The 17,456-nt window shown below is 66.9% G+C and carries 17 protein-coding genes; 9 read left to right on the top strand and 8 right to left on the bottom strand.

Going from position 1 to position 17,456, the window contains the following annotated elements; genetic code table 11:
• Window positions 1–154: 154 nt before the first annotated feature.
• On the bottom strand, window positions 155–763 hold the full coding sequence (locus EAH73_RS19935; RefSeq protein WP_140469199.1) for a hypothetical protein: 609 nt from the start codon (window positions 761–763) through the stop codon (window positions 155–157).
• A 233-nt stretch (window positions 764–996) separates the two neighbouring features.
• On the opposite strand from EAH73_RS19935, the gene EAH73_RS19930 reads away from it, so the two are divergent.
• The 5 genes from EAH73_RS19930 (at window position 997) to EAH73_RS19910 (ending at window position 5,588) form a co-directional block, all read left to right on the top strand.
• On the top strand, window positions 997–1,236 hold the full coding sequence (locus EAH73_RS19930) for a hypothetical protein (protein ID WP_140469198.1): 240 nt from the start codon (window positions 997–999) through the stop codon (window positions 1,234–1,236).
• Window positions 1,233–2,162, top strand: a complete 930-nt coding sequence (locus tag EAH73_RS19925) for a UDP-2,3-diacylglucosamine diphosphatase (protein WP_140469197.1) — start codon at window positions 1,233–1,235, stop codon at window positions 2,160–2,162. The genes EAH73_RS19930 and EAH73_RS19925 overlap by 4 nt, the downstream gene beginning before the upstream one ends.
• 87 nt (window positions 2,163–2,249) lie before the next feature.
• Window positions 2,250–3,299: a glycosyltransferase family protein gene (locus EAH73_RS19920; RefSeq protein ID WP_140469196.1), complete on the top strand. Its 1,050-nt coding sequence runs from the start codon at window positions 2,250–2,252 to the stop codon at window positions 3,297–3,299.
• A 9-nt stretch (window positions 3,300–3,308) separates the two neighbouring features.
• Window positions 3,309–4,769: a GH1 family beta-glucosidase gene (locus tag EAH73_RS19915; RefSeq protein WP_140469195.1), complete on the top strand. Its 1,461-nt coding sequence runs from the start codon at window positions 3,309–3,311 to the stop codon at window positions 4,767–4,769.
• Window positions 4,770–4,868: 99 nt separating this feature from the next.
• Window positions 4,869–5,588 (top strand): dienelactone hydrolase family protein, encoded by a 720-nt coding sequence (locus EAH73_RS19910; protein WP_140469194.1) that lies wholly within the window; start codon window positions 4,869–4,871, stop codon window positions 5,586–5,588.
• A 113-nt stretch (window positions 5,589–5,701) separates the two neighbouring features.
• Here EAH73_RS19910 and EAH73_RS19905 read toward each other — a convergent pair whose 3' ends face one another.
• The gene (locus EAH73_RS19905; RefSeq protein ID WP_140469193.1) at window positions 5,702–6,334 is read right to left on the bottom strand and encodes a hypothetical protein; all 633 of its coding nucleotides are present in this window, start codon (window positions 6,332–6,334) and stop codon (window positions 5,702–5,704) included.
• A 131-nt stretch (window positions 6,335–6,465) separates the two neighbouring features.
• On the opposite strand from EAH73_RS19905, the gene EAH73_RS19900 reads away from it, so the two are divergent.
• Together EAH73_RS19900 and EAH73_RS19895 are read left to right on the top strand one after the other, a co-directional pair.
• Entirely contained in the window at window positions 6,466–7,266 is an 801-nt protein-coding gene (locus EAH73_RS19900) for an NIPSNAP family protein (RefSeq protein ID WP_140469192.1), read from the top strand.
• Between the two features lie 152 nt (window positions 7,267–7,418).
• The gene (locus tag EAH73_RS19895) at window positions 7,419–8,363 is read left to right on the top strand and encodes a sugar phosphate isomerase/epimerase family protein (protein WP_140469191.1); all 945 of its coding nucleotides are present in this window, start codon (window positions 7,419–7,421) and stop codon (window positions 8,361–8,363) included.
• Window positions 8,364–8,379: 16 nt separating this feature from the next.
• On the opposite strand, the gene EAH73_RS19890 is transcribed toward EAH73_RS19895, so the two are convergent.
• From EAH73_RS19890 to EAH73_RS19875, 4 genes are all read right to left on the bottom strand, one after another.
• Complete coding sequence (locus EAH73_RS19890; protein ID WP_140469190.1) at window positions 8,380–10,092, bottom strand: M28 family metallopeptidase; 1,713 nt, start codon at window positions 10,090–10,092, stop codon at window positions 8,380–8,382.
• 84 nt (window positions 10,093–10,176) lie between these two features.
• Window positions 10,177–10,767, bottom strand: coding sequence for a TMEM175 family protein (locus EAH73_RS19885; RefSeq protein WP_140469189.1), 591 nt, complete (start codon window positions 10,765–10,767; stop codon window positions 10,177–10,179).
• Between the two features lie 124 nt (window positions 10,768–10,891).
• Window positions 10,892–13,162 carry a catalase/peroxidase HPI gene (gene katG, locus EAH73_RS19880; RefSeq protein WP_140469188.1) on the bottom strand — a complete coding sequence of 757 codons (2,271 nt, stop codon included), beginning with the start codon at window positions 13,160–13,162 and terminating at the stop codon, window positions 10,892–10,894.
• Window positions 13,163–13,667: 505 nt separating this feature from the next.
• The gene (locus EAH73_RS19875) at window positions 13,668–14,060 is read right to left on the bottom strand and encodes a hypothetical protein (protein WP_140469187.1); all 393 of its coding nucleotides are present in this window, start codon (window positions 14,058–14,060) and stop codon (window positions 13,668–13,670) included.
• Window positions 14,061–14,450: 390 nt separating this feature from the next.
• Here EAH73_RS19875 and EAH73_RS19870 point away from each other — a divergent pair, with 390 nt between their 5' ends.
• Complete coding sequence (locus EAH73_RS19870; RefSeq protein ID WP_161599620.1) at window positions 14,451–15,035, top strand: BLUF domain-containing protein; 585 nt, start codon at window positions 14,451–14,453, stop codon at window positions 15,033–15,035.
• A 198-nt stretch (window positions 15,036–15,233) separates the two neighbouring features.
• Here the strand turns inward: EAH73_RS19870 and EAH73_RS19865 are convergent, their stop codons facing one another.
• Window positions 15,234–16,055 carry an alpha/beta fold hydrolase gene (locus tag EAH73_RS19865; RefSeq protein WP_140469185.1) on the bottom strand — a complete coding sequence of 274 codons (822 nt, stop codon included), beginning with the start codon at window positions 16,053–16,055 and terminating at the stop codon, window positions 15,234–15,236.
• Window positions 16,056–16,178: 123 nt separating this feature from the next.
• On the opposite strand from EAH73_RS19865, the gene EAH73_RS19860 reads away from it, so the two are divergent.
• Entirely contained in the window at window positions 16,179–16,379 is a 201-nt protein-coding gene (locus EAH73_RS19860; RefSeq protein ID WP_140469184.1) for a YqaE/Pmp3 family membrane protein, read from the top strand.
• A gap of 20 nt (window positions 16,380–16,399) precedes the next feature.
• Here the strand turns inward: EAH73_RS19860 and EAH73_RS19855 are convergent, their stop codons facing one another.
• On the bottom strand, window positions 16,400–17,191 hold the full coding sequence (locus EAH73_RS19855) for a hypothetical protein (RefSeq protein ID WP_140469183.1): 792 nt from the start codon (window positions 17,189–17,191) through the stop codon (window positions 16,400–16,402).
• Window positions 17,192–17,456 lie beyond the last annotated feature (265 nt).

The following is a 17,456-nucleotide window of genomic DNA, read 5'->3' as shown; positions in this document are numbered from 1 at the left end:
GAACGCCTCAGTGGCGCGACTCTTCTGCAAGGGTCGCGCCACTGAGGCGTTCGTTTTCTTCACGGCCAGATGGGCTACCGACGGGGTAGTTCGTTGGGCTCTTCCGCAACTCTGGGGTTGCCAAGCCCACGCTGCCGCCCCGCCGGGCCCCCAGCTACGGCGCTGGGACCGGCGGCACCGCCACCACGTACTCGAAGGCCAGGTAGAGCTTGGCGTCGCCCACGCGCACCTTCAGGTCCTGGGGTTCGAGCTTAGGCAGGGCTATCAGGCCCTGGGCCTGGTAGAGGTCGCGGCCGAAAAAGCGGCCGGGGGTGGCGGGGGGCACGATTTTGAATACTTCCTGCCCGGCTTTGTCGGTGGCCGTGATGACGAGGTTGCTCAGGTTGGCGCTGCCGGGGCCCTTGCGGCGGATGGTAACCTGCAGCGCGCCGCCCGCTGGCAGGGCGGCCAGGCGGCGCTGATAAGTGGTGTCGGCCCAGGTGTGCAGGCGGCGCAGCTCGTCGATTTCCGTCAGCATCTGGGCGTAGGGACGGTAGGCGAGGCGGGTGTAGGTGCCGTTCACGTCGGCGTCCTCGTCGGTGTTCTTGGTCACGTTCTGCACGGCCGGCGATTCGGCGTCGCGCTGCGGGAACATGTAGTGGCGCTTGTTGGTGATGAACTTGCTGGCGTCGGGGGCCTGGGCCTGGGCAGCCCCGGCGGTGGCTAGGCCTAGGCCGGTAACCAATAGCAGGCCGCGCAGGGCCCCGATGGTAATGTTGTGCATTGGATAAAGATAAAATAGGGTAGAAGCTAGAGGAAAGGTGCTGGTTAGTAAAATTAGTTAAAAACGGCCTGTATGAGCCCGTAAAGAAACAATTGCCGCCGCAAACTACCCGGCCGGGGCCCTACTTACTCCTTGTTTTTTTACCAAAACGTAACCCGTTCGTAACCGCAGCGTCACACGGGCGGCCGAAATTTGAGGAATAGGTATTCTTTATTTCCTCAACCGTTCGTGCCATGCATTTTCCGGCTTTGGTTTCGTGGGGGCGCCGCCTGGGGCGCTGGTTTTTGTACGAGTTGTTTCAGCTGGCCTTGGGCGTGGCCTTTGGGCTGCGGCTGCTGGGCAGCTTGCGCTCGGCGCTGGGCGGCGGCGGGCGCACCAACGGGGCCCCCCGCTGGGCCGGCCCCGCCGTGCGCCCGCGCCGCCCCGAGGCCCGGCGCGGGCGCACTCCTTTCCCCCAACCCGCCGCTGCATGAGCGAATCCTTGGCTTTCTCATTTGAAGCAACCGGCCCGGCCGCCCCGGGGCCCCCACCGCCCAAGGCCCGCCGCGGCAAGCGCCGCCGGGTGCACGTGGCCGTCGTGTCGGATGTCCATTTGGGTACCTACGGCTGCCACGCCCGCGAGCTGCTGCGCTACCTCAAAAGCATCCGCCCGCAGGTACTGGTGCTCAACGGCGACATCGTAGACATTTGGCAGTTCAGCAAGAATTACTGGCCGCCGGCCCACATGCGGGTGGTGCGCTACCTGGCCGGCCTGGCCGCCAAGGGCACCAAAATCTATTACCTCACCGGCAACCACGACGAGTTGCTGCGCAAGTTCGCGGGCCTGAAAATTGGGCAGTTCCATTTGGACAACAAGCTGGTGCTCGACTTGCCCCACGGCCGCACCTGGCTGTTCCACGGCGACGTGTTCGACGTGACCATGCGGCACTCGCGCTGGCTGGCCAAGCTCGGCGGGCAGGGCTACGATTTGCTGATCCTCATCAACCGCTTCGCTAATTTCTTGCTTGATAAGCTGGGGCGGCCCCGGGTGGCGCTGTCCAAGCTGGTGAAGGAGCGGGTGAAAACCGCCGTGGCCGCCGTCAACAACTTCGAGGACACGGCGGCCGCCATTGCCGCCGACGAGGGCTACCGCTACGTGGCCTGCGGCCACATCCACCAGCCCGAAATCAAGGACATTGCCACCCCCAAGGGCCCCATCACCTACCTCAACTCCGGCGACTGGGTCGAGAACCTAACGGCCCTGGAGTACACCGCGGCCGCCGGCTGGGCGCTGTACCGCTACGCCGACGACCCCCGGATGCAGGGCCTGGCCGAACCCGACGACGCCACCGACACCGCCGCCGACGCCCACCCCGCCCAGCTGCTGGAAGGGTTGTTGGCCGAATTCAAAATCAAATAAAGTGCCGCAGGGGCCCCGGCGGGCCACCGACCCGGGGCCCACCCCGGACCCCACCGCCACCCTTGCGCCAATCCCGTACTACAGAAAATGCGCATTCTTTACGCCATCCAGGGCACCGGCAACGGCCACCTGGCCCGGGCCCTCGACGTGGTGCCGCTGCTACAGGCCCGCTGCGACCAGCTCGATTTGTTGATCAGCGGCCCGCCGGCCGATTTGGCGCTGCCGTTTGAGGCGCGCTACCGGGCCCAGGGCATGGGCTTTTTGTTCGGCAAAAAGGGCGGCATCAACTTCGTGAAAACGTTCTGGCAGTTCAACTCGGCCAAGTTCCTGAAGGAGGTGCGTGGGCTGCCGGTGGAAAGCTACGACCTGGTCATCAGCGACTTTGAACCCGTGGCCAGCTGGGCATGCCGGCTGCGCGAGGTGCCCTGCGTGGCCCTCAGCCACCAGTGCGCCGTGCTGCACCCCGCGGCCCCGCGCCCGGCCGTGGAGGACCCCGCCGGCCGGGCCGTGCTGCGCCACTACGCCCCGAGCACGGCCCAGTACGGGTTCCACTTCCAGGAGTACGCGCCGGGCATCGCCACGCCCGTTATCCGGCAGCAGGTGCGGGCCTTGGCGCCCACCAACGAGGGCCACTACACGGTGTACCTGCCCGCGTTTGAGGAGAAACTGCTCGTGGAGCGCCTGCGCTACCTGAGCCGGGCCACGCGCTGGGAGGTGTTCAGCAAGCACAGCGCCGAGCCCGCTGTGTACGGCAACGTGCGGGTGTGGCCGGTGAGCGGCGGGGCCTTCCTGGGCAGCCTGGCGCGCGCGGCCGGCGTGCTGTGCGGGGCCGGCTTTGAGACGCCCGCCGAGGCCCTGTACTTGGGCAAAAAGCTGCTCGTGGTGCCCATGAAGCAGCAGTACGAGCAGCAGTGCAACGCCGCCGCGCTTGCCCAAATGGATATACCCGTTATTAAGAATCTCAAAGACAAGCACCTGGCTGTGGTGGACGAGTGGCTGCACCAAGACCGGGTGATTTCCGTTGATTACCCCGACCGCACGGCCGCCGTGCTCGACCAGCTGTTGGCCGAGCAGCGGCCGGGGCCCCGGCCCCCTGTTTCTTCGCTTACCGCTTCCGCCTCCGCGCCCCGCGCCTGATTTCTGTGCATGATTGACGATTCTTCTGCTTTGCCCGCGGCGTTCTTTCCGCCCACGGGGCCCCCGGCGTTCAGCCGCGCCGATTTTGGGCCCGATTTCCACTGGGGGGCCGCCGCGGCCGCCTACCAAACCGAGGGCGCCTGGCAGCTGCAGGGCAAGGGCCCCAGCATCTGGGACGACTTCACGCGGCGCAAAGGGGCCATCCGACGCGGCGAGCACGGGCGCGTGGCCACCGATTTTTACCACCGTTACGCCGCCGACCTCGACCTGGCCCAGGGCATGGGGCTGACGGATTTCCGGTTTTCGGCGTCGTGGCCGCGCGTGCTGCCCGGCGGCACGGGGCCCGTGAACCGGCGCGGCCTCGATTTCTACGACCGCCTCGTGGACGCCTGCCTGGAGCGCGACCTGCGCCCCTGGCTGACGGTGTACCACTGGGACCTGCCCAGCGCCTTGCAGGCCCAGGGCGGCTGGGCCAACCGCAGCGTGGTGGGCTGGCTCGCCGACTACGCCCAGGTGCTGGCCCGCCGCCTCGGCGACCGGGTGCAGCACTGGATGGTGCTCAACGAGCCGATGGTGTTCGTGGGGGCGGGGCACCTGCTGGGCGTGCACGCGCCGGGGCGGCGGCACCTGGGGGCGTTTCTGGCCGCGGCCCACCACGCCACGCTGGCCCAGGCCGAGGGCGGCCGGGCCCTGCGCGCGTCGCTGCCGGCCACGGCCCGCATCGGCACCACGTTTTCGTGCTCCTACCTCACGCCGCACCGCCCGGGCAACGCCTACGACGAGGCCGCCACCCGCCGCGCCGACGCCCTGCTCAACCGCTTCTTTGCCGAGCCTGCCCTGGGCCTGGGCTACCCCGTGGCCGAGCTGCCCGCCCTGCGCTGGCTGCTCGAGCGCTACCACAAGCCCGGCGACGACCAGCGGCTAGCGTTCGACTTTGACTTTTGGGGCATCCAGAACTACACCCGCGAGGTGGTGAAATTTTCGCCCTGGCTGCCGCTGCAGTGGGCCACGCTGGTGCCCGCCAAGCAGCGCGGCGTGCCCCACACCGACATGGGCTGGGAGGTGTACCCGGAGAGTATTTACCAAATGTTAAAGCAATACAGCGCTTACCCAAATGCGCCACAATTGCTCGTAACCGAAAGCGGATCAGCGTTTCCAGATGTGAAAGTAGGCGGCAGCGTGCCCGATGTCCGGCGCCGGGCCTACCTGCAAGCCGCCCTGGGCCAGGTGCTGCGCGCCCAGCGCGAGGGCATCGACGTGGCCGGCTACTTCGCCTGGACGCTCACCGACAACTTTGAGTGGGCCGAGGGCTACGGGCCCCGGTTCGGTCTTGTGCACGTCGACTACGACACCCAGGCGCGCACCGTGAAAAGCTCGGGCCTGTGGTACCGCGACTTTCTGCGCGGGGCCCCGGCCGGGGCCCCCGCCGCCGCCGCGCAGCGGCAGGCCGCCGGCCCGGCCGCCGACTGAACTGGGGGCCCCAGCGGCCGGCTGGGGGCCCCAGTTCAGCCTCGCTGCGGCCGGCTGCGTATCCCTGGCAAATACTCGTTTTCCCTTAGCCCATTGCCCATGAGTTCCCCCAATTCCCTTTCCTTATCCGTTAGTGACGGCACCACCATGCAGGCCTACACCGCCCAGCCCGCCGCGGCCAACGGCGCGGTTCCCGGCATCATCCTATTGCAGGAAGCCTTCGGCGTGAACCACCACATCCGCAGCGTGGCCGACCGGCTGGCGCAGGCCGGCTACGCCGTGGTGGCCCCCGAGTTGTTTCACCGCACGGCCGCGCCGGGCCTGGAAATTCCCTACAACGACTTCCCCAGCGCCATGCCGCACTACGCGGCCATCAACAACGACGACCTGACGGCTGACTTGCAGGCGGCCCATGCTTGGCTGACTAGCCAGCCCGGCGTAGTGGCCGATAAAATTGGCAGCATCGGCTTTTGCCTGGGCGGGCGCGTGTCGTTCCTGGCCAACGCCGTGCTGCCGCTGGCGGCAGCCGTGTCGTACTACGGCGGCGGCACCGAGCAGATTAAGGACCGCGCCGCCGACCTGCATGCCCCGCACCTGTTCTTTTGGGGCGGGCTCGACCAGCACATTTCGAAGGAGAACATTGCCGAGGTCATCGAGGCAGTGGACGCGGCCAAGAAGCCCTACGTCAACACCGTCATCTCCGACGCCGACCACGGCTTCCACTGCGACGAGCGCCCCAGCTACAACCCCGCCGCCGCCCACGAGGCTTGGGCCCTCACGCTGGCCTTTTTCGCGGACAAGTTCAAGACTGCCAGCTAAGAATCCGCCCAATGCTTCCCTTCCAGCCTGGCGTACCCGCCAGCGCAAAAACAAAACGTCCTGTCGCAACCGCGGCAGGACGTTTTGTTTTTGCGAAAGCTTCCGCTGGGCCTCTACAGGGCCCCCAGCAGCGGCTTGGCCGCGATGAAACGGTCGATGAGCCGCTCGGGATGCTGCTCGTCAAATTCGGCCAGGCCCAGCACGAACGCCGGCCGCGGCTGCACAAACCGCAGGGCTTCGTTCACGGCCTCGCGGTAGGCGTGGAAGCGTTCGGGCTCGGTGGCCGCGGCGGCGGCTTCGGTGTCCCAGCGCAGAGGGGCGGGGCCCTTGCGTACCAGCAGCGGCAGCACGAAGGGGATGTAGCGGCTGAACACCGGGTTTTCGGTGCTGGTCAGCCGCGTGTCGGGCCACAGGTGGAAGTCGGCAAACGAGGCCGGCGGGGCCACCACGTAGCGCGCCTGCTCCTCGGCCAGGGCCCCAAACAGGGCATCGCGGCCCGGCTGGGCGTAGAGCTGGGCGAAGGCCGCGTACCACACCGTGACGCCGGCCGGGTTCACGAGCTGGTAGGGGTGGAAGGTGCTGCCGACGCCCACGCCGCCGTGGGGCCCCACCATCAGGTCGTAGAGCTGGCCGAACCGGGCCACGTCGGCCGCCTGGCGGTAGGGGTTGTCGGTGAGGCCGTAGAGGCAGAAGCAGGCGAAATCGGCGAGGGATGGCGGGGCGGCGGGAGCGGGGGAGTCGGACACGGCAAGGGCAAAGTGGGGAAACGCGCCGGGCCAGGGCCGGCGGCGCCCGCAAATTTCGGCGCTGGCCGGCCTTCCCCGCGCCGCCGGTGCTACATTTCGGGCGTGCAAGTGGCACAATTCTCATCCCATCCATGAAAAAACTTTTGTTTCTGCCGTTGGCCGCGGCCTTGTGCGGCGGACTTGCCAGGGCCCACGTGGCGCCCCACCCGGCGGCCCGGCCCGCGGCCGCCCGCCCGGCCTACTTCGCCCTCAAAGTGTACCACCTCAAGACTAGCCGCCAGGAGGGGCTCGTCGACAGCTTTTTGCAGCACCAGTACCTGCCGGCGCTGCACGCGGCGGGCATCCCCACCATCGGGGTGTTCAAGCCGGTGGGCAACGACACCGCCGCCGACCGGCGCGTGTACGTGTTCACGCCCTACGCCTCCGTGAAGCAGTGGGAGCAGGTGGACAAGGGCGTCGCTGCCAAGCTCCTGGCCGCGGGCGGTGGCTACGAAAACGCGGTTTACACCAGCCCGGCCTACGGCCGCCAGGAAAACATTTTCATCAAGGCCTTCGACGAAATGGCGGGCCTGAAGGCCCCCGCCCTCGACGCGCCCAAGGGCGAGCGGGTGTACGAGCTGCGCAGCTACGAGGGCGCCAGCGAAAAAATCTTCCGCAACAAGGTGCAGATGTTCAACGCCGGCGGCGAAATCAAGCTCTTCAACCGGCTCGGCTTCAACGGCATCTTCTACGGCGAGGTCCTGTTCGGGCCCAAAATGCCGAACTTGATGTACATGACTTCGTTCAAAAACATGCCCGACCGCGAGGCGCACTGGAAAGCCTTCGGCGCTGACCCCGAGTGGAAGAAGCTCTCGGGCCTGCCCGAGTACCAAAACAACGTGGCCCACATCGACATCACGTTTTTGCGGCCTGCCAACTACTCGGATTTGTAAATGTATTGACTGCAAAAAAGCCGTTATGCAGAGCGCCGCGAAGCATCTTTCCCGCAGTAATCATTAATTAGCAACGCAGGAAAGATGCTTCGCTACGCTCTGCATGGCGGCCTGGTTATTTCCCCATCCTTTCCCCCAAACCCACCCCGCCCATGTCCGCTTCCCGTCGTGATTTCCTGAAAAACGCCGCGGCCCTGGTGGCCGCCGCCGCTGTGGCCCCGCAGGCGCTGGGGGCCCCGGCGCTGCCGGCCAAGCCGTTCTTCGAGATTTCGCTGGCCGAGTGGTCGTTCCACAAGGCGCTGTTCGGCAATAAGATGACTAACCTTGATTTTCCGGTCATCGCCAAAAAACAGTACGGCATCGGGGCGGTGGAGTACGTCAACCAGTTCTTCAAAGACAAGGCCGAGGACCAGAAGTACCTGGCCGAGCTGCTGCTGCGCTGCCACGACAACGGGGTGAAAAACCACCTGATCATGATCGACGGCGAGGGCGACCTGGGGGCCCCCACCGAGGCCGAGCGCCGCAAGGCCGTCGAAAACCACTACAAATGGGTGGACGCGGCCAAGTACCTGGGCTGCGCCACCGTGCGGGTGAACGCCTTTGGCAAAGGCTCGGCTGCGGAGGTGCAGAAGGCCGCCGCCGACGGCCTGGCCCGCCTGGCCGAGTACGCCCAGAAAGTGGGCCTCAACGTGATTGTGGAAAACCACGGCAGCTACACCTCCGACGGCGAGTGGCTGCTGGCCACCATCCGGCAAGTGGGCCGGCCCAACGTGGGCATCCTGCCCGATTTTGGCAACTTCTGCATCCGGCGCGACACCGGCGACCTCTACCGCGGCAAGTGCATCGAGGAGTACGACAAGTACAAAGCCGTGAAGGAATGGATGCCGGTTTCGAAAGGCGTGAGCGCCAAAACCTTCGACTTCGACGCCAACGGCAACTGCGTGGAAACCGACTACCTGAAGATGTTCAAAATCATCAAGGATTCCGGCTTCAAAGGCTACGTGGGCATCGAGTACGAAGGCGAAGTGACCAGCGAGGAAGAGGGCGTGCGCAAAACCAAAGCCTTGCTGGAGAAGGTGTTGAAAACACTGGGCTAGGGCCCCCAGCGGCGCACTACTTCCCCGCCGCCTTTTCCCGGATGCCCTTGAACTCCGAGCCGGCGCGCCACTGGGGGAACGTGGTTTCGGCGGCCAGGCGCTGGCCCACGCGGAAGTAGAGTTGCGCGTCCTGGGCCACACCGGCCAGGTCCCAGGCGAGGTCGAACTGGTCGGCGGGCTTGTGGTACATGCTGGTGGTGTAGGCTTTGCGCTTGTCGGCAATGTAGGCCTTGCCCTGGGCGCGGCTCTCGAAGCCGCCGCTGGCGTAGAGCGAGGGCACGCCCACGTGGGCGAAGCTGAAGTGGTCGGAGCGGTAGAACATGCCGGTTTCGGGCGTCTGGTCGGGCAGCAGGTAGCGGCCCTGCTCCTGGGCGGCGGCGCGGGCGTAATCCTCCAGCTCCGACTGCCCCGCGCCGATGACGGTCAGGTCCTTCATGCGGCCGTAGGGCCAGAGCATGTCCATGTTGAGGTCGGCCACCGTTTTGGCCAGCGGGAACGGCGGGTGCTGGGCGTAGTAGGCCGAGCCCAGCAGGCCCTGCTCTTCGCCCGTCACGGCCAGAAACACAACGCTGCGGGCGGGTTTGGTGGGCGTTTCCTTGAAGGCTTTGGCGATGCTCAGCAGCGCGGCCAGGCCGGTGCCGTCGTCCACGGCCCCGTTGTAGATGGAGTCGCCGGCGATGGTTTTGCCCACCCCGAAATGGTCCCAGTGGGCCGAATAGATGATGTATTCGCCGGCATTAGTGGTGCCGGGGAGCACGGCCAGCACGTTTTTGGAAGTTTGGCGGCGCAGCTTGTTTTGAAGGCTGGTGCTCATGGTGAGGCCCAGGGCCCGGGGCCGGAAGCCGCGCCGGTTGGCGGCGGCGTACAGCGCGTCGTAATCCTGGCCGGCGGCGGCGAAGAGGCGCTTGGCGGCGGCGAGCGTCAGCCAGCCTTCGAGGGCGCACTTGCTGGCGCCGTGGTCGGGCGTTTGGGGGCGCAGCTTGGGCCCCACGGCGCCGCTCAGCACCACGCTCCAGGGGTAGGCGGCGGGCTGGGTGTCGTGCACGATGAGCAGGCCGGCCGCGCCGTGGCGGGCCGCCTCCTCGTATTTGTAGGTCCAGCGGCCGTAGTAGGTCATGGCGCGGCCCTTAAATAGGGTAGAATCCGTGCCCGCGTTGCCGGGGTCGTTCACGAGCACCACCACCGTTTTGCCCTTCACATCGAGGCCGGCGTAGTCGTCCCAGCCGTACTCGGGGGCCACCACGCCGTAGCCGGCAAATACCAGCGACGAATTCTTGACCTCCACCAGCGGCTGCTCGCGCTGGGTAAACAGCACGTAATCGGTCTTGTACGCCAAGGCCAGGCTCTTGCCGGGGCCCGAAATCTGCATGGTAGGGGCGGGGGCGGCGGTAATCTCCACCATCGGCACCGGCTGGAAATAGCTGCCGCCGGGGCCCCCGGGCTTCAACCCCAGCGCCTTGAACTGCGCCGCCAGGTAGGCCGTGATGCGCTCCTCGCCCGCCGTGAACGGCTTGCGGCCCAGCATCTCGTCGGCGGCCACCGTTTTCAGGTAGCCGCTGATGTCGGCCGCCGTAATGGCGTCGGGCGCAGCCGACGCAGCCGGCGCGGCGGCGGCAGTAGTGGCCGCCGCCGCGCCGGCTGCGTCGGGTTTAGATTGGCAGCCCGTGGCAACGGCGAGGGCAAGCAGCAGGGCCGGCAGCGGCCGGGCGGCAAGGGTCTTGGAGGGCATGTGCGGGGCGTGGGGCCCCTAAAACGGGGGGCTCGGCGGGCTCAATGTAGGGCATATCCCCGGAATGGGGCCCCGGCCGGGCCGCTAGTCCAGTTGTTCGTGGGCCAGCGTGCGCTCGATGCGGCGGTCGGGCACCAGCCACATGAGGGCCACAAAAACGTAGCACGCCCCCGACAGCCAGGGCAACCAGAAGCTGCTGGCGATGCCCACCAGGTACAGCACCGGCGAGAGCTTGCCCTTCCAGTCGCGCCCCACGGCGCGGGCCAACGGCGATTCGGGGCCCCCGTTCACGGCGATAATGCAGTTTTGGAGGAGGAAATAGGCCACCGCCGAACCCAGCAGCACGCCGCCATACACGGCCAGCGTGGCCGGCGCAAAGTGGTTTTCGCCCATCCAGCCCGTCGTAAACGGCACCAGCGACAGCCAGAACAGCAGGTGCAGGTTGGCCCATAGCACGCCGCCGCTTACCTGCCGCGTGCCGCTGAGCAAGTGGTGGTGGTTGTTCCAGTAAATGCCCACGTACACGAAGCTCAGCACGTAGCTCAGAAACACGGGTAGCAATGGCCGCAACGCCGTAAAGTCGGCCCCGTGCGGCACCTTGAGCTCCAGCACCATGATGGTGAGGATGATGGCGAGTACGCCGTCGCTGAAGGCTTCGAGGCGGGTTTTGTGCATGGGGCGGGGAGAGCAAGCGTGGCTGGGGGCCCTAATGTAGCAGCCGCCCCCGCAAAAAAAACGCCGCCCCGTTGCCAGGGCGGCGTTTTCTGTAGCAATTGGCAAGCGCAAGCTTGCGCAATCCTTAAGCCTGATACTCCTTCGCCAGGTCGAAGCGGTCGGCGTCCATCACCTTGGCCCAGGCGGCCACGAAGGCGTGCACGAACTTGGGGCCAGCGTTGTGGGTGCCGTATACTTCGGAGATGGCGCGCAGCTCCGAGTTCGAGCCGAAAATCAGGTCGACGCGGGTGCCGGTCCACTTCACCATATTGGTCTTGCGGTCGCGGCCTTCGAAGAGCTGGTCGGCCTCCGAGGTGGCTTTCCAGGTAGTGCCCATGTCGAGCAGGTTCACGAAGTAGTCGTTGGTGAGCACGCCGGGGCGGTCGGTGAACACGCCGTGGTTCGAGTGGTCGAAGTTGGTGTCCAGCACGCGCAGGCCGCCAATGAGCGCCGTCATCTCGGGGGCCGAGAGGGTCAGCAGCTGCGCCCGGTCGATGAGCATGGCCTCGGGCGAGGCTTCGTGGTTGGCGTTGAGGTAGTTGCGGAAGCCATCGGCGTGCGGCTCCAGGGCCTCAAACGACTGCACGTCGGTTTGCTCGTGCGTGGCGTCGGTGCGGCCGGGGTTGAAGGGCACCTGCACGTCGTAGCCGCCTTCTTTGGCCGCTTGCTCGATGGCGGCAGCGCCACCCAGCACGATGAGGTCGGCCAGCGAAACCTGCTTGCCGCCCGCGTTGCCGTTGAACTCCTTTTGAATGCCGGTGAGCACGTCGAGCACCTTGGCCAGCTCGGCGGGGTTGTTGGCATCCCAGTACTTCTGGGGGGCCAGCTGAATGCGGGCACCGTTGGCACCGCCGCGCTTGTCGGAGCCGCGGAACGTAGAGGCCGAAGCCCAGGCCGTGCGGATGAGCTGCGAGCCGGTGAGGCCGCAGGCCAAGAGCCGGTCTTTCAGGGTGTTGATGTCCTGCGCGTCAATCGGCGCGTAGTCGGCGGCGGGCAGCGGGTCTTGCCAAATGAGCACTTCAGCGGGCACGTCGGCACCCACGTAGCGGGTGCGGGGGCCCATGTCGCGGTGCGTGAGCTTGTACCAGGCGCGGGCGAAGGCATCGCCAAACTCCTCGGGGTTTTCGTGGAAGCGGCGCGAGATTTTCTCGTAAATCGGGTCTTCGCGCAGGGCGATGTCCGAGGTCAGCATGAAGGGCTGGTGCGACTTGTTGGGGTCGTGGGCGTCGGGAATCATGCCTGCGCCGGCGTCGCCCTTGGGCTTCCACTGGTGCGCCCCGGCGGGGCTCTTGGTCAGCTCCCACTCAAAGCCAAACAGGTTGTTGAAGTAGCCGTTGCCCCACTGGGCGGGGGTGGCGGTCCAGGCGCCTTCGAGGCCGCTGGTGATGGTGTCGCCGGCGTTGCCGGTGCCGTACGAGTTTTTCCAGCCCTTGCCCTGCTCGGCAATGCCGGCCGCAGCGGGCTCATGCTCAACGTATTGAGCGGGGTCGGCCGCGCCGTGGGTTTTGCCGAAGGTGTGGCCGCCCGCAATCAGGGCCACCGTTTCCTCGTCGTTCATGGCCATGCGGCCGAAGGTTTCGCGGATGTCGCGGGCCGAGCCTAGCGGGTTCGGGTTGCCGTTGGGGCCCTCCGGGTTCACGTAAATCAGGCCCATCTGCACGGCGGCCAGCGGGTTTTCGAGCTGGCGGTCGCCGGTGTAGCGCTTGTCGCCGAGCCACTCGCGCTCCGAGCCCCAGTAGATTTCGTCCAGCGGCTCCCACACGTCGGTGCGGCCACCCGAATAGCCAAACGGCTTGAGGCCCATTGACTCGATGGCGCAGGTGCCGGCCAGAATCATGAGGTCGGCCCAGGAAATTTGCTCGCCGTACTTCTGCTTCACGGGCCACAGCAGGAGGCGCGCTTTATCGAGGTTGGCGTTGTCGGGCCAGCTGTTGAGCGGCGCAAAGCGCTGCATGCCCGAACCGGCGCCGCCGCGGCCGTCGGCAATGCGGTAGGTGCCGGCGCTGTGCCAAGCCATGCGAATAAAGAACGGGCCGTAGTGGCCGTAGTCGGCGGGCCACCAGTCCTGCGAAGTCGTCATCAGCGCAAACAGCTCCTGCTTCACCGCGTTGAGGTCCAGCTTCTTAAATTCCTCCACGTAGTTGAAGTGCTCGCCCATCGGGTTGGAGGTGGCCGTCTGCTGGCGCAGGATGTTGAGGCGCAGCTGGTTGGGCCACCAGTCGCGGTTGCGGGTGCCGCCACCAGCCGCCTGCTGGGCCTGCCCCGCCAAAAACGGGCATTTTGCCGCCGACTCGTCATTCATGAAATGCTCCGTGGTGTTGGAGGCGGGCGGGTGTTGGTTGTGGTCTTCAGCCATTGTTATGGAAGGTTGTGATCAGTTAAAAGTCAATTTTAGGAATTTTGCGGCCAATCCGTTTGGCCTTCAGTGCGGTGCCGGAATTACTCGCAGCGTTTGGTTGGCAGCTTTGGGGGCCCCGGGCCCGCCGGGCGGCGCCCATTCCAGGCCGGGCACGGGCGGTAGCTGCAGGCCCCGGGGGCGCGGTGCAAAGCGGCCCAGTATGGTGGAGGAATGGGTAAAACAGCGGCGGCTACCGCGTAAGTTCACGGGCCGGGCGGCGGATGAGGCGGCCGCGCTGGTCTGCTGCTAGCGTCGAATAAGGGGGTTGGTGGTCGGGTAGAACTACCACAAAGGACGCCCTAGGTTTGCAGAAGCGAAAATAAAATTATGTTATATCCGCATAGGCGGCCGCCCGTGCGGAGGCGCGCCGCCAGGCCGCCTACGGGCCTTTTGGTGCGCCTCCGCACGGGCGGATGGCCGGGCGGAGCGGGGCCCCGGGCTGGTTTAGCGGCGGTGCTGGGCGCTAGGTCCAGTTGGCAAAATCCACCGTTGTGGGGCGGGGGGCAAACTCGGGCGGGGGCGAAAAGGCAAACGCCTGGGGCGCGGCCGCCGGGGCCCCACTGGCCGCGGTGCTCCGGCGCAAGGCGGTGTAGAGCACCGCGGCCAGCTCCTGCTTGAGCGCCGCGGCGGACACGGGGCCCTGCGCGGCCCGCAGCGCCAGCGCTTGCAGGGCGGCCAGCAGGGCGGGCGCGTTGGGGTGGGCGCTGGGCGGCAACTGGCCCGCCTGCGCCAGCACGTGGTGCACGAGCGCCTGCACGCGCGCCTCGCCGCCGAACGCCCAGGCGTCGGCCAGGTGCACCTGGTGCAGCCACACTTGCAAATGCTCCGCTAATAGTAGATCGTATAGATAGGCCATAGAATAGGTTTTTTCGAAGGCGTGCCTGGAGATAATATATATTGATAATTATTTGATTTACAAGATTACAGCGCTTGCGAACCAGGCACTAAAGAGCAAGGCAATAATTAGCCCAAGCTTCGTAATTGCCCGATGAAACGCGCCTGGGGCTCGTTAAAAGACGGGCTGCGCCTTGGGTAGTTCGCCGTTTGCCAGGGGCACCTGCGGGGGCTATCGGGCCGCTTGCAGGGAGGGGGCGGGCCGGCGCGCTACTGGGCAGCTCTACTGTGCTGCTTATTGGCCACGCCGGCTGGGGCCCCAGCCGGCGCGCTGCGTATTCATTATGCCGCACTTGCGTAGTTTCTGGGTGGTAGAAACCGTTGGATGGTTCCCCGCCGTACACAAGGTTACATGGAGGACCTTCCGACTGAAGCGGCGCGCCGGCGCGCCATTGCCTGGGCCACGGCCCTGGTAGCCGGCACGCCCCTGGCCCCGCAGCAATACGAAGCCGAACTGCTGGAGCGTTACGCCCGCGGCGAGCTGACGCTGAACCAGGTGCTGGCCCGCCTCGACGTGCGGGTGCACCACTTGCTGTACCGCAGCCGGGCCGTGCACCCGTTTTCCGAGGCCCAGCTCCTGAACTTGCTGGAGCAGGCGCGCACCTACAACGCGCAGCACGACCTGACGGGGCTGCTGTGCTACAGCCGCGACGGCCACTTTGTGCAGGTGCTGGAGGGCGAGGCCACGACCGTGCACGAGCTGTTTGCCCACATCCTGCGCGACGGCCGCCACCAACAGGTGACGGTGCTCAGCGACGCGGCCGGCCCCGCCCGGATGTTCAGCGACTGGCGCATGGCCTTTGCCCAAGTCGAGCCAGCAGAATTTCACTGGCTGATTGGCTACCTGGAGGCCCGCCGCCAGCGCCCGGCACTCCCCCAAATTCCCATCGATGACCCGCACCTGGTGGCGCTACTCACCAATTTCGGCGCGCTGTGAGTTCGGCCGGCCCTGGGGCCCCCGGGCCAGCCGCTGCGCGGTGCCGGCACTGGGGCCCCCAGGCGCTTGAGTAGTTGTGAGAGGTAATTAAAACGGTTCTGCTCATCTGGCGTTCGCGCAGTAATAGATGCTTCGACTGCGCGGAAGCCAGATGAGCAGGACGGTTTAAAACGATTTTTGGCTAACTCAAACAGCCTTTTAGTGCGGGCGGGCGGGGATGGCCCGGGCGCGGAAAAACTCGTCGGCCGTGCGGTTGAACTCGGCGGCGTGCTCGATGAGGGTGGCGTGGCCGCTGTTGGGCACCACCCAGAGGCGGGCGTGCGGCAGGTGGCGGTAGATGGCCACGGTGTGCTCCAGGGTAATCACGTCGCCGTCGCCGGCCACGATGAGCGCCGGGGCCCCCACGCGGCGCAGCGCCGCCAGCGGAATGTTGGGCTGGAACAAGTCGAGCAAAAATATCTTCCAGTCATTTTTTTGCGCCGGGGTAGTGCGCGCACGGTCCCGGTTGGCGCGGTAGTTCCGCTGCTGGTCCAGCCAGAGGGCGGGCGTGAGGGCCGTGGAATCGGGCGCGAGGTTGGCCCCCGTGGCCACCAGGCGGCGCACCTTGGCCGGGTGGCGCAGGGCCAGCGCCAGGGCGGTGATGCCGCCGTCGCTCCAGCCGATGACGTTGGCCGAGTCGAGGCGCAGGGCCGTGAGCAGGGCCGCGCAGTCGTCGGCCATCATCTCGAAGCTAAGCGAATCGCCCGCGTCCACCGAGCGGCCGTGGGCGCGGCTGTCCACGGCAATCACCCGGCAGTGCCGGGCAAGGGCGGCGATGTTGTGCTGGAAGGAGGCAATGCTGCCGCCGTTGCCGTGCAGCAGCAGCAGGGGCGGGCCCGCGCCGTACGTTTCGTAGTAGAGCTTAATGCCGCGCACGGGCTGGTAGTGGCCCGCGGCGGGGTTGTGGCCGTAGGGCACGGCCTGCCCCGCGGCCAGCAGCCGGGCCAGGAACAAGAGCAAAACCAGGGCGGTGCGTAGCATGGGGCCGGTGCGCGGGCGTGGGGCCCCGCGCCGCCAAAGCTAAGCCGCCGCTAGCGGTGCCGGGGCCCCCGGAACCCAAAATGCACTATGTTTGCCCGCTCCACTTTTTCTTCTTTTTGCGCCATGCTGTTCGCCATCCTGCTGCCCGGTATTTCAATGATTTTCCGGGGCCACATCCTCAAGGGCATTATCTGCGGGGTGCTGCACCTCACGCTCATCGGCTGGATTCCGGCCGCCATCTGGGCCGTGGCCTCGCACAACCAGGACCTGGCCGAGAAGCGCCACCGCGAAACGCTGGCCGCCCTGGCCCGGGGCCCCCGCTAGCCCGTGCGCGGCCGGCGCTGCTAGTGGGGCGGGGCCCCGGGCGGCTCCTGCTCGATGGCGCGCTGCACGTCCTGCAGGTTGCCGTAGCTGGGGCGGATGACGCCCAGGTCGGGGTTGTCCAAGTCGCGGATGGCCTGCACGGTTAGGGCCGAGATGACGATGAACAGCGCGGGCACGAAGTAGTGGCGGGCCTCCTGGGCGCTGTTGGTGAAGCCCACCAGCACGCCAATGGCCCACGACGACACCAGCAGCAGCGCCATGATGGAGGCCGGGGTGCGCTCCTGGTTGGCGTAGTGCAGGCGCTCCGTGGCGGCGCTCAGGCGGTTTAAGGCCGGCAGCAGCTGGCGCAGGTCGGCGGCGCGGGGCGCGGGGCCCCGCAGCGAGTCGCGCAGCTGCTGCCACGCCCGCTGGTAGAGGCCGGCGAGGGCGCGAATGTGCCCCGGGCCGCGGGCCTGCCCAGGGCGGTGCGCGCCCAGCTCCAAGGCCAGAAATTGCCGCGTGAAGGCGCGCACCGTGGCGTGCACGGGGGCCGGCAGCAACTGGCTCTCACGGTACAGCTCGGCCGCGGCACCGGCCGACTGGTGCACGAGGGCGGTGCGTTCCTTATAGGCGTTGTTAGAAGACAGCAGCGTGAAGGAGAGCAGCAGCCCAAACACGGTAATCAGCGCGCTTTCGATGCCCGAGGGCTTCCACACCCGGCCCCGGCGGCGGTACTGCACCTCGGCCACCGCGTAGCCCACCGCCACCGCCGCCACCAACGACGCCGGGTAGGCCAGCGCGAACCACAAAAACTCGAACCAGGGGTGCGCCATCGGCCAAAAGCAAAAAGGGGAGAAGAAGCAACGCGCCCGCCCCGCGGGGCCCCGGCTAAGATAGGCGCACCGCCGCCACTGGCCCGTGCCGGCTGGGCCCGGGCGGCCGTAGCGCGCGCCGTGCGTTCTTTAGGGCAGAACTTTCATTTTGCCATGAAACTATTGCCGCTGCTACTCGCCGCGCTGGGGCCCCTGGGCCTGCGGGCGCAACCCGCCGCGCCGCCGGTAGCGCCCGGGCCGCCCGCTGTGCGGCCCGCCGGGGCCC

Origin of the sequence: Hymenobacter nivis (genome assembly GCF_006439025.1) — a bacterium.
GTDB lineage: Bacteria > Bacteroidota > Bacteroidia > Cytophagales > Hymenobacteraceae > Hymenobacter > Hymenobacter nivis_A.
Note: the sequence above shows the minus strand (reverse complement) of the source record. Positions and strands in the feature narration are given on the sequence as shown.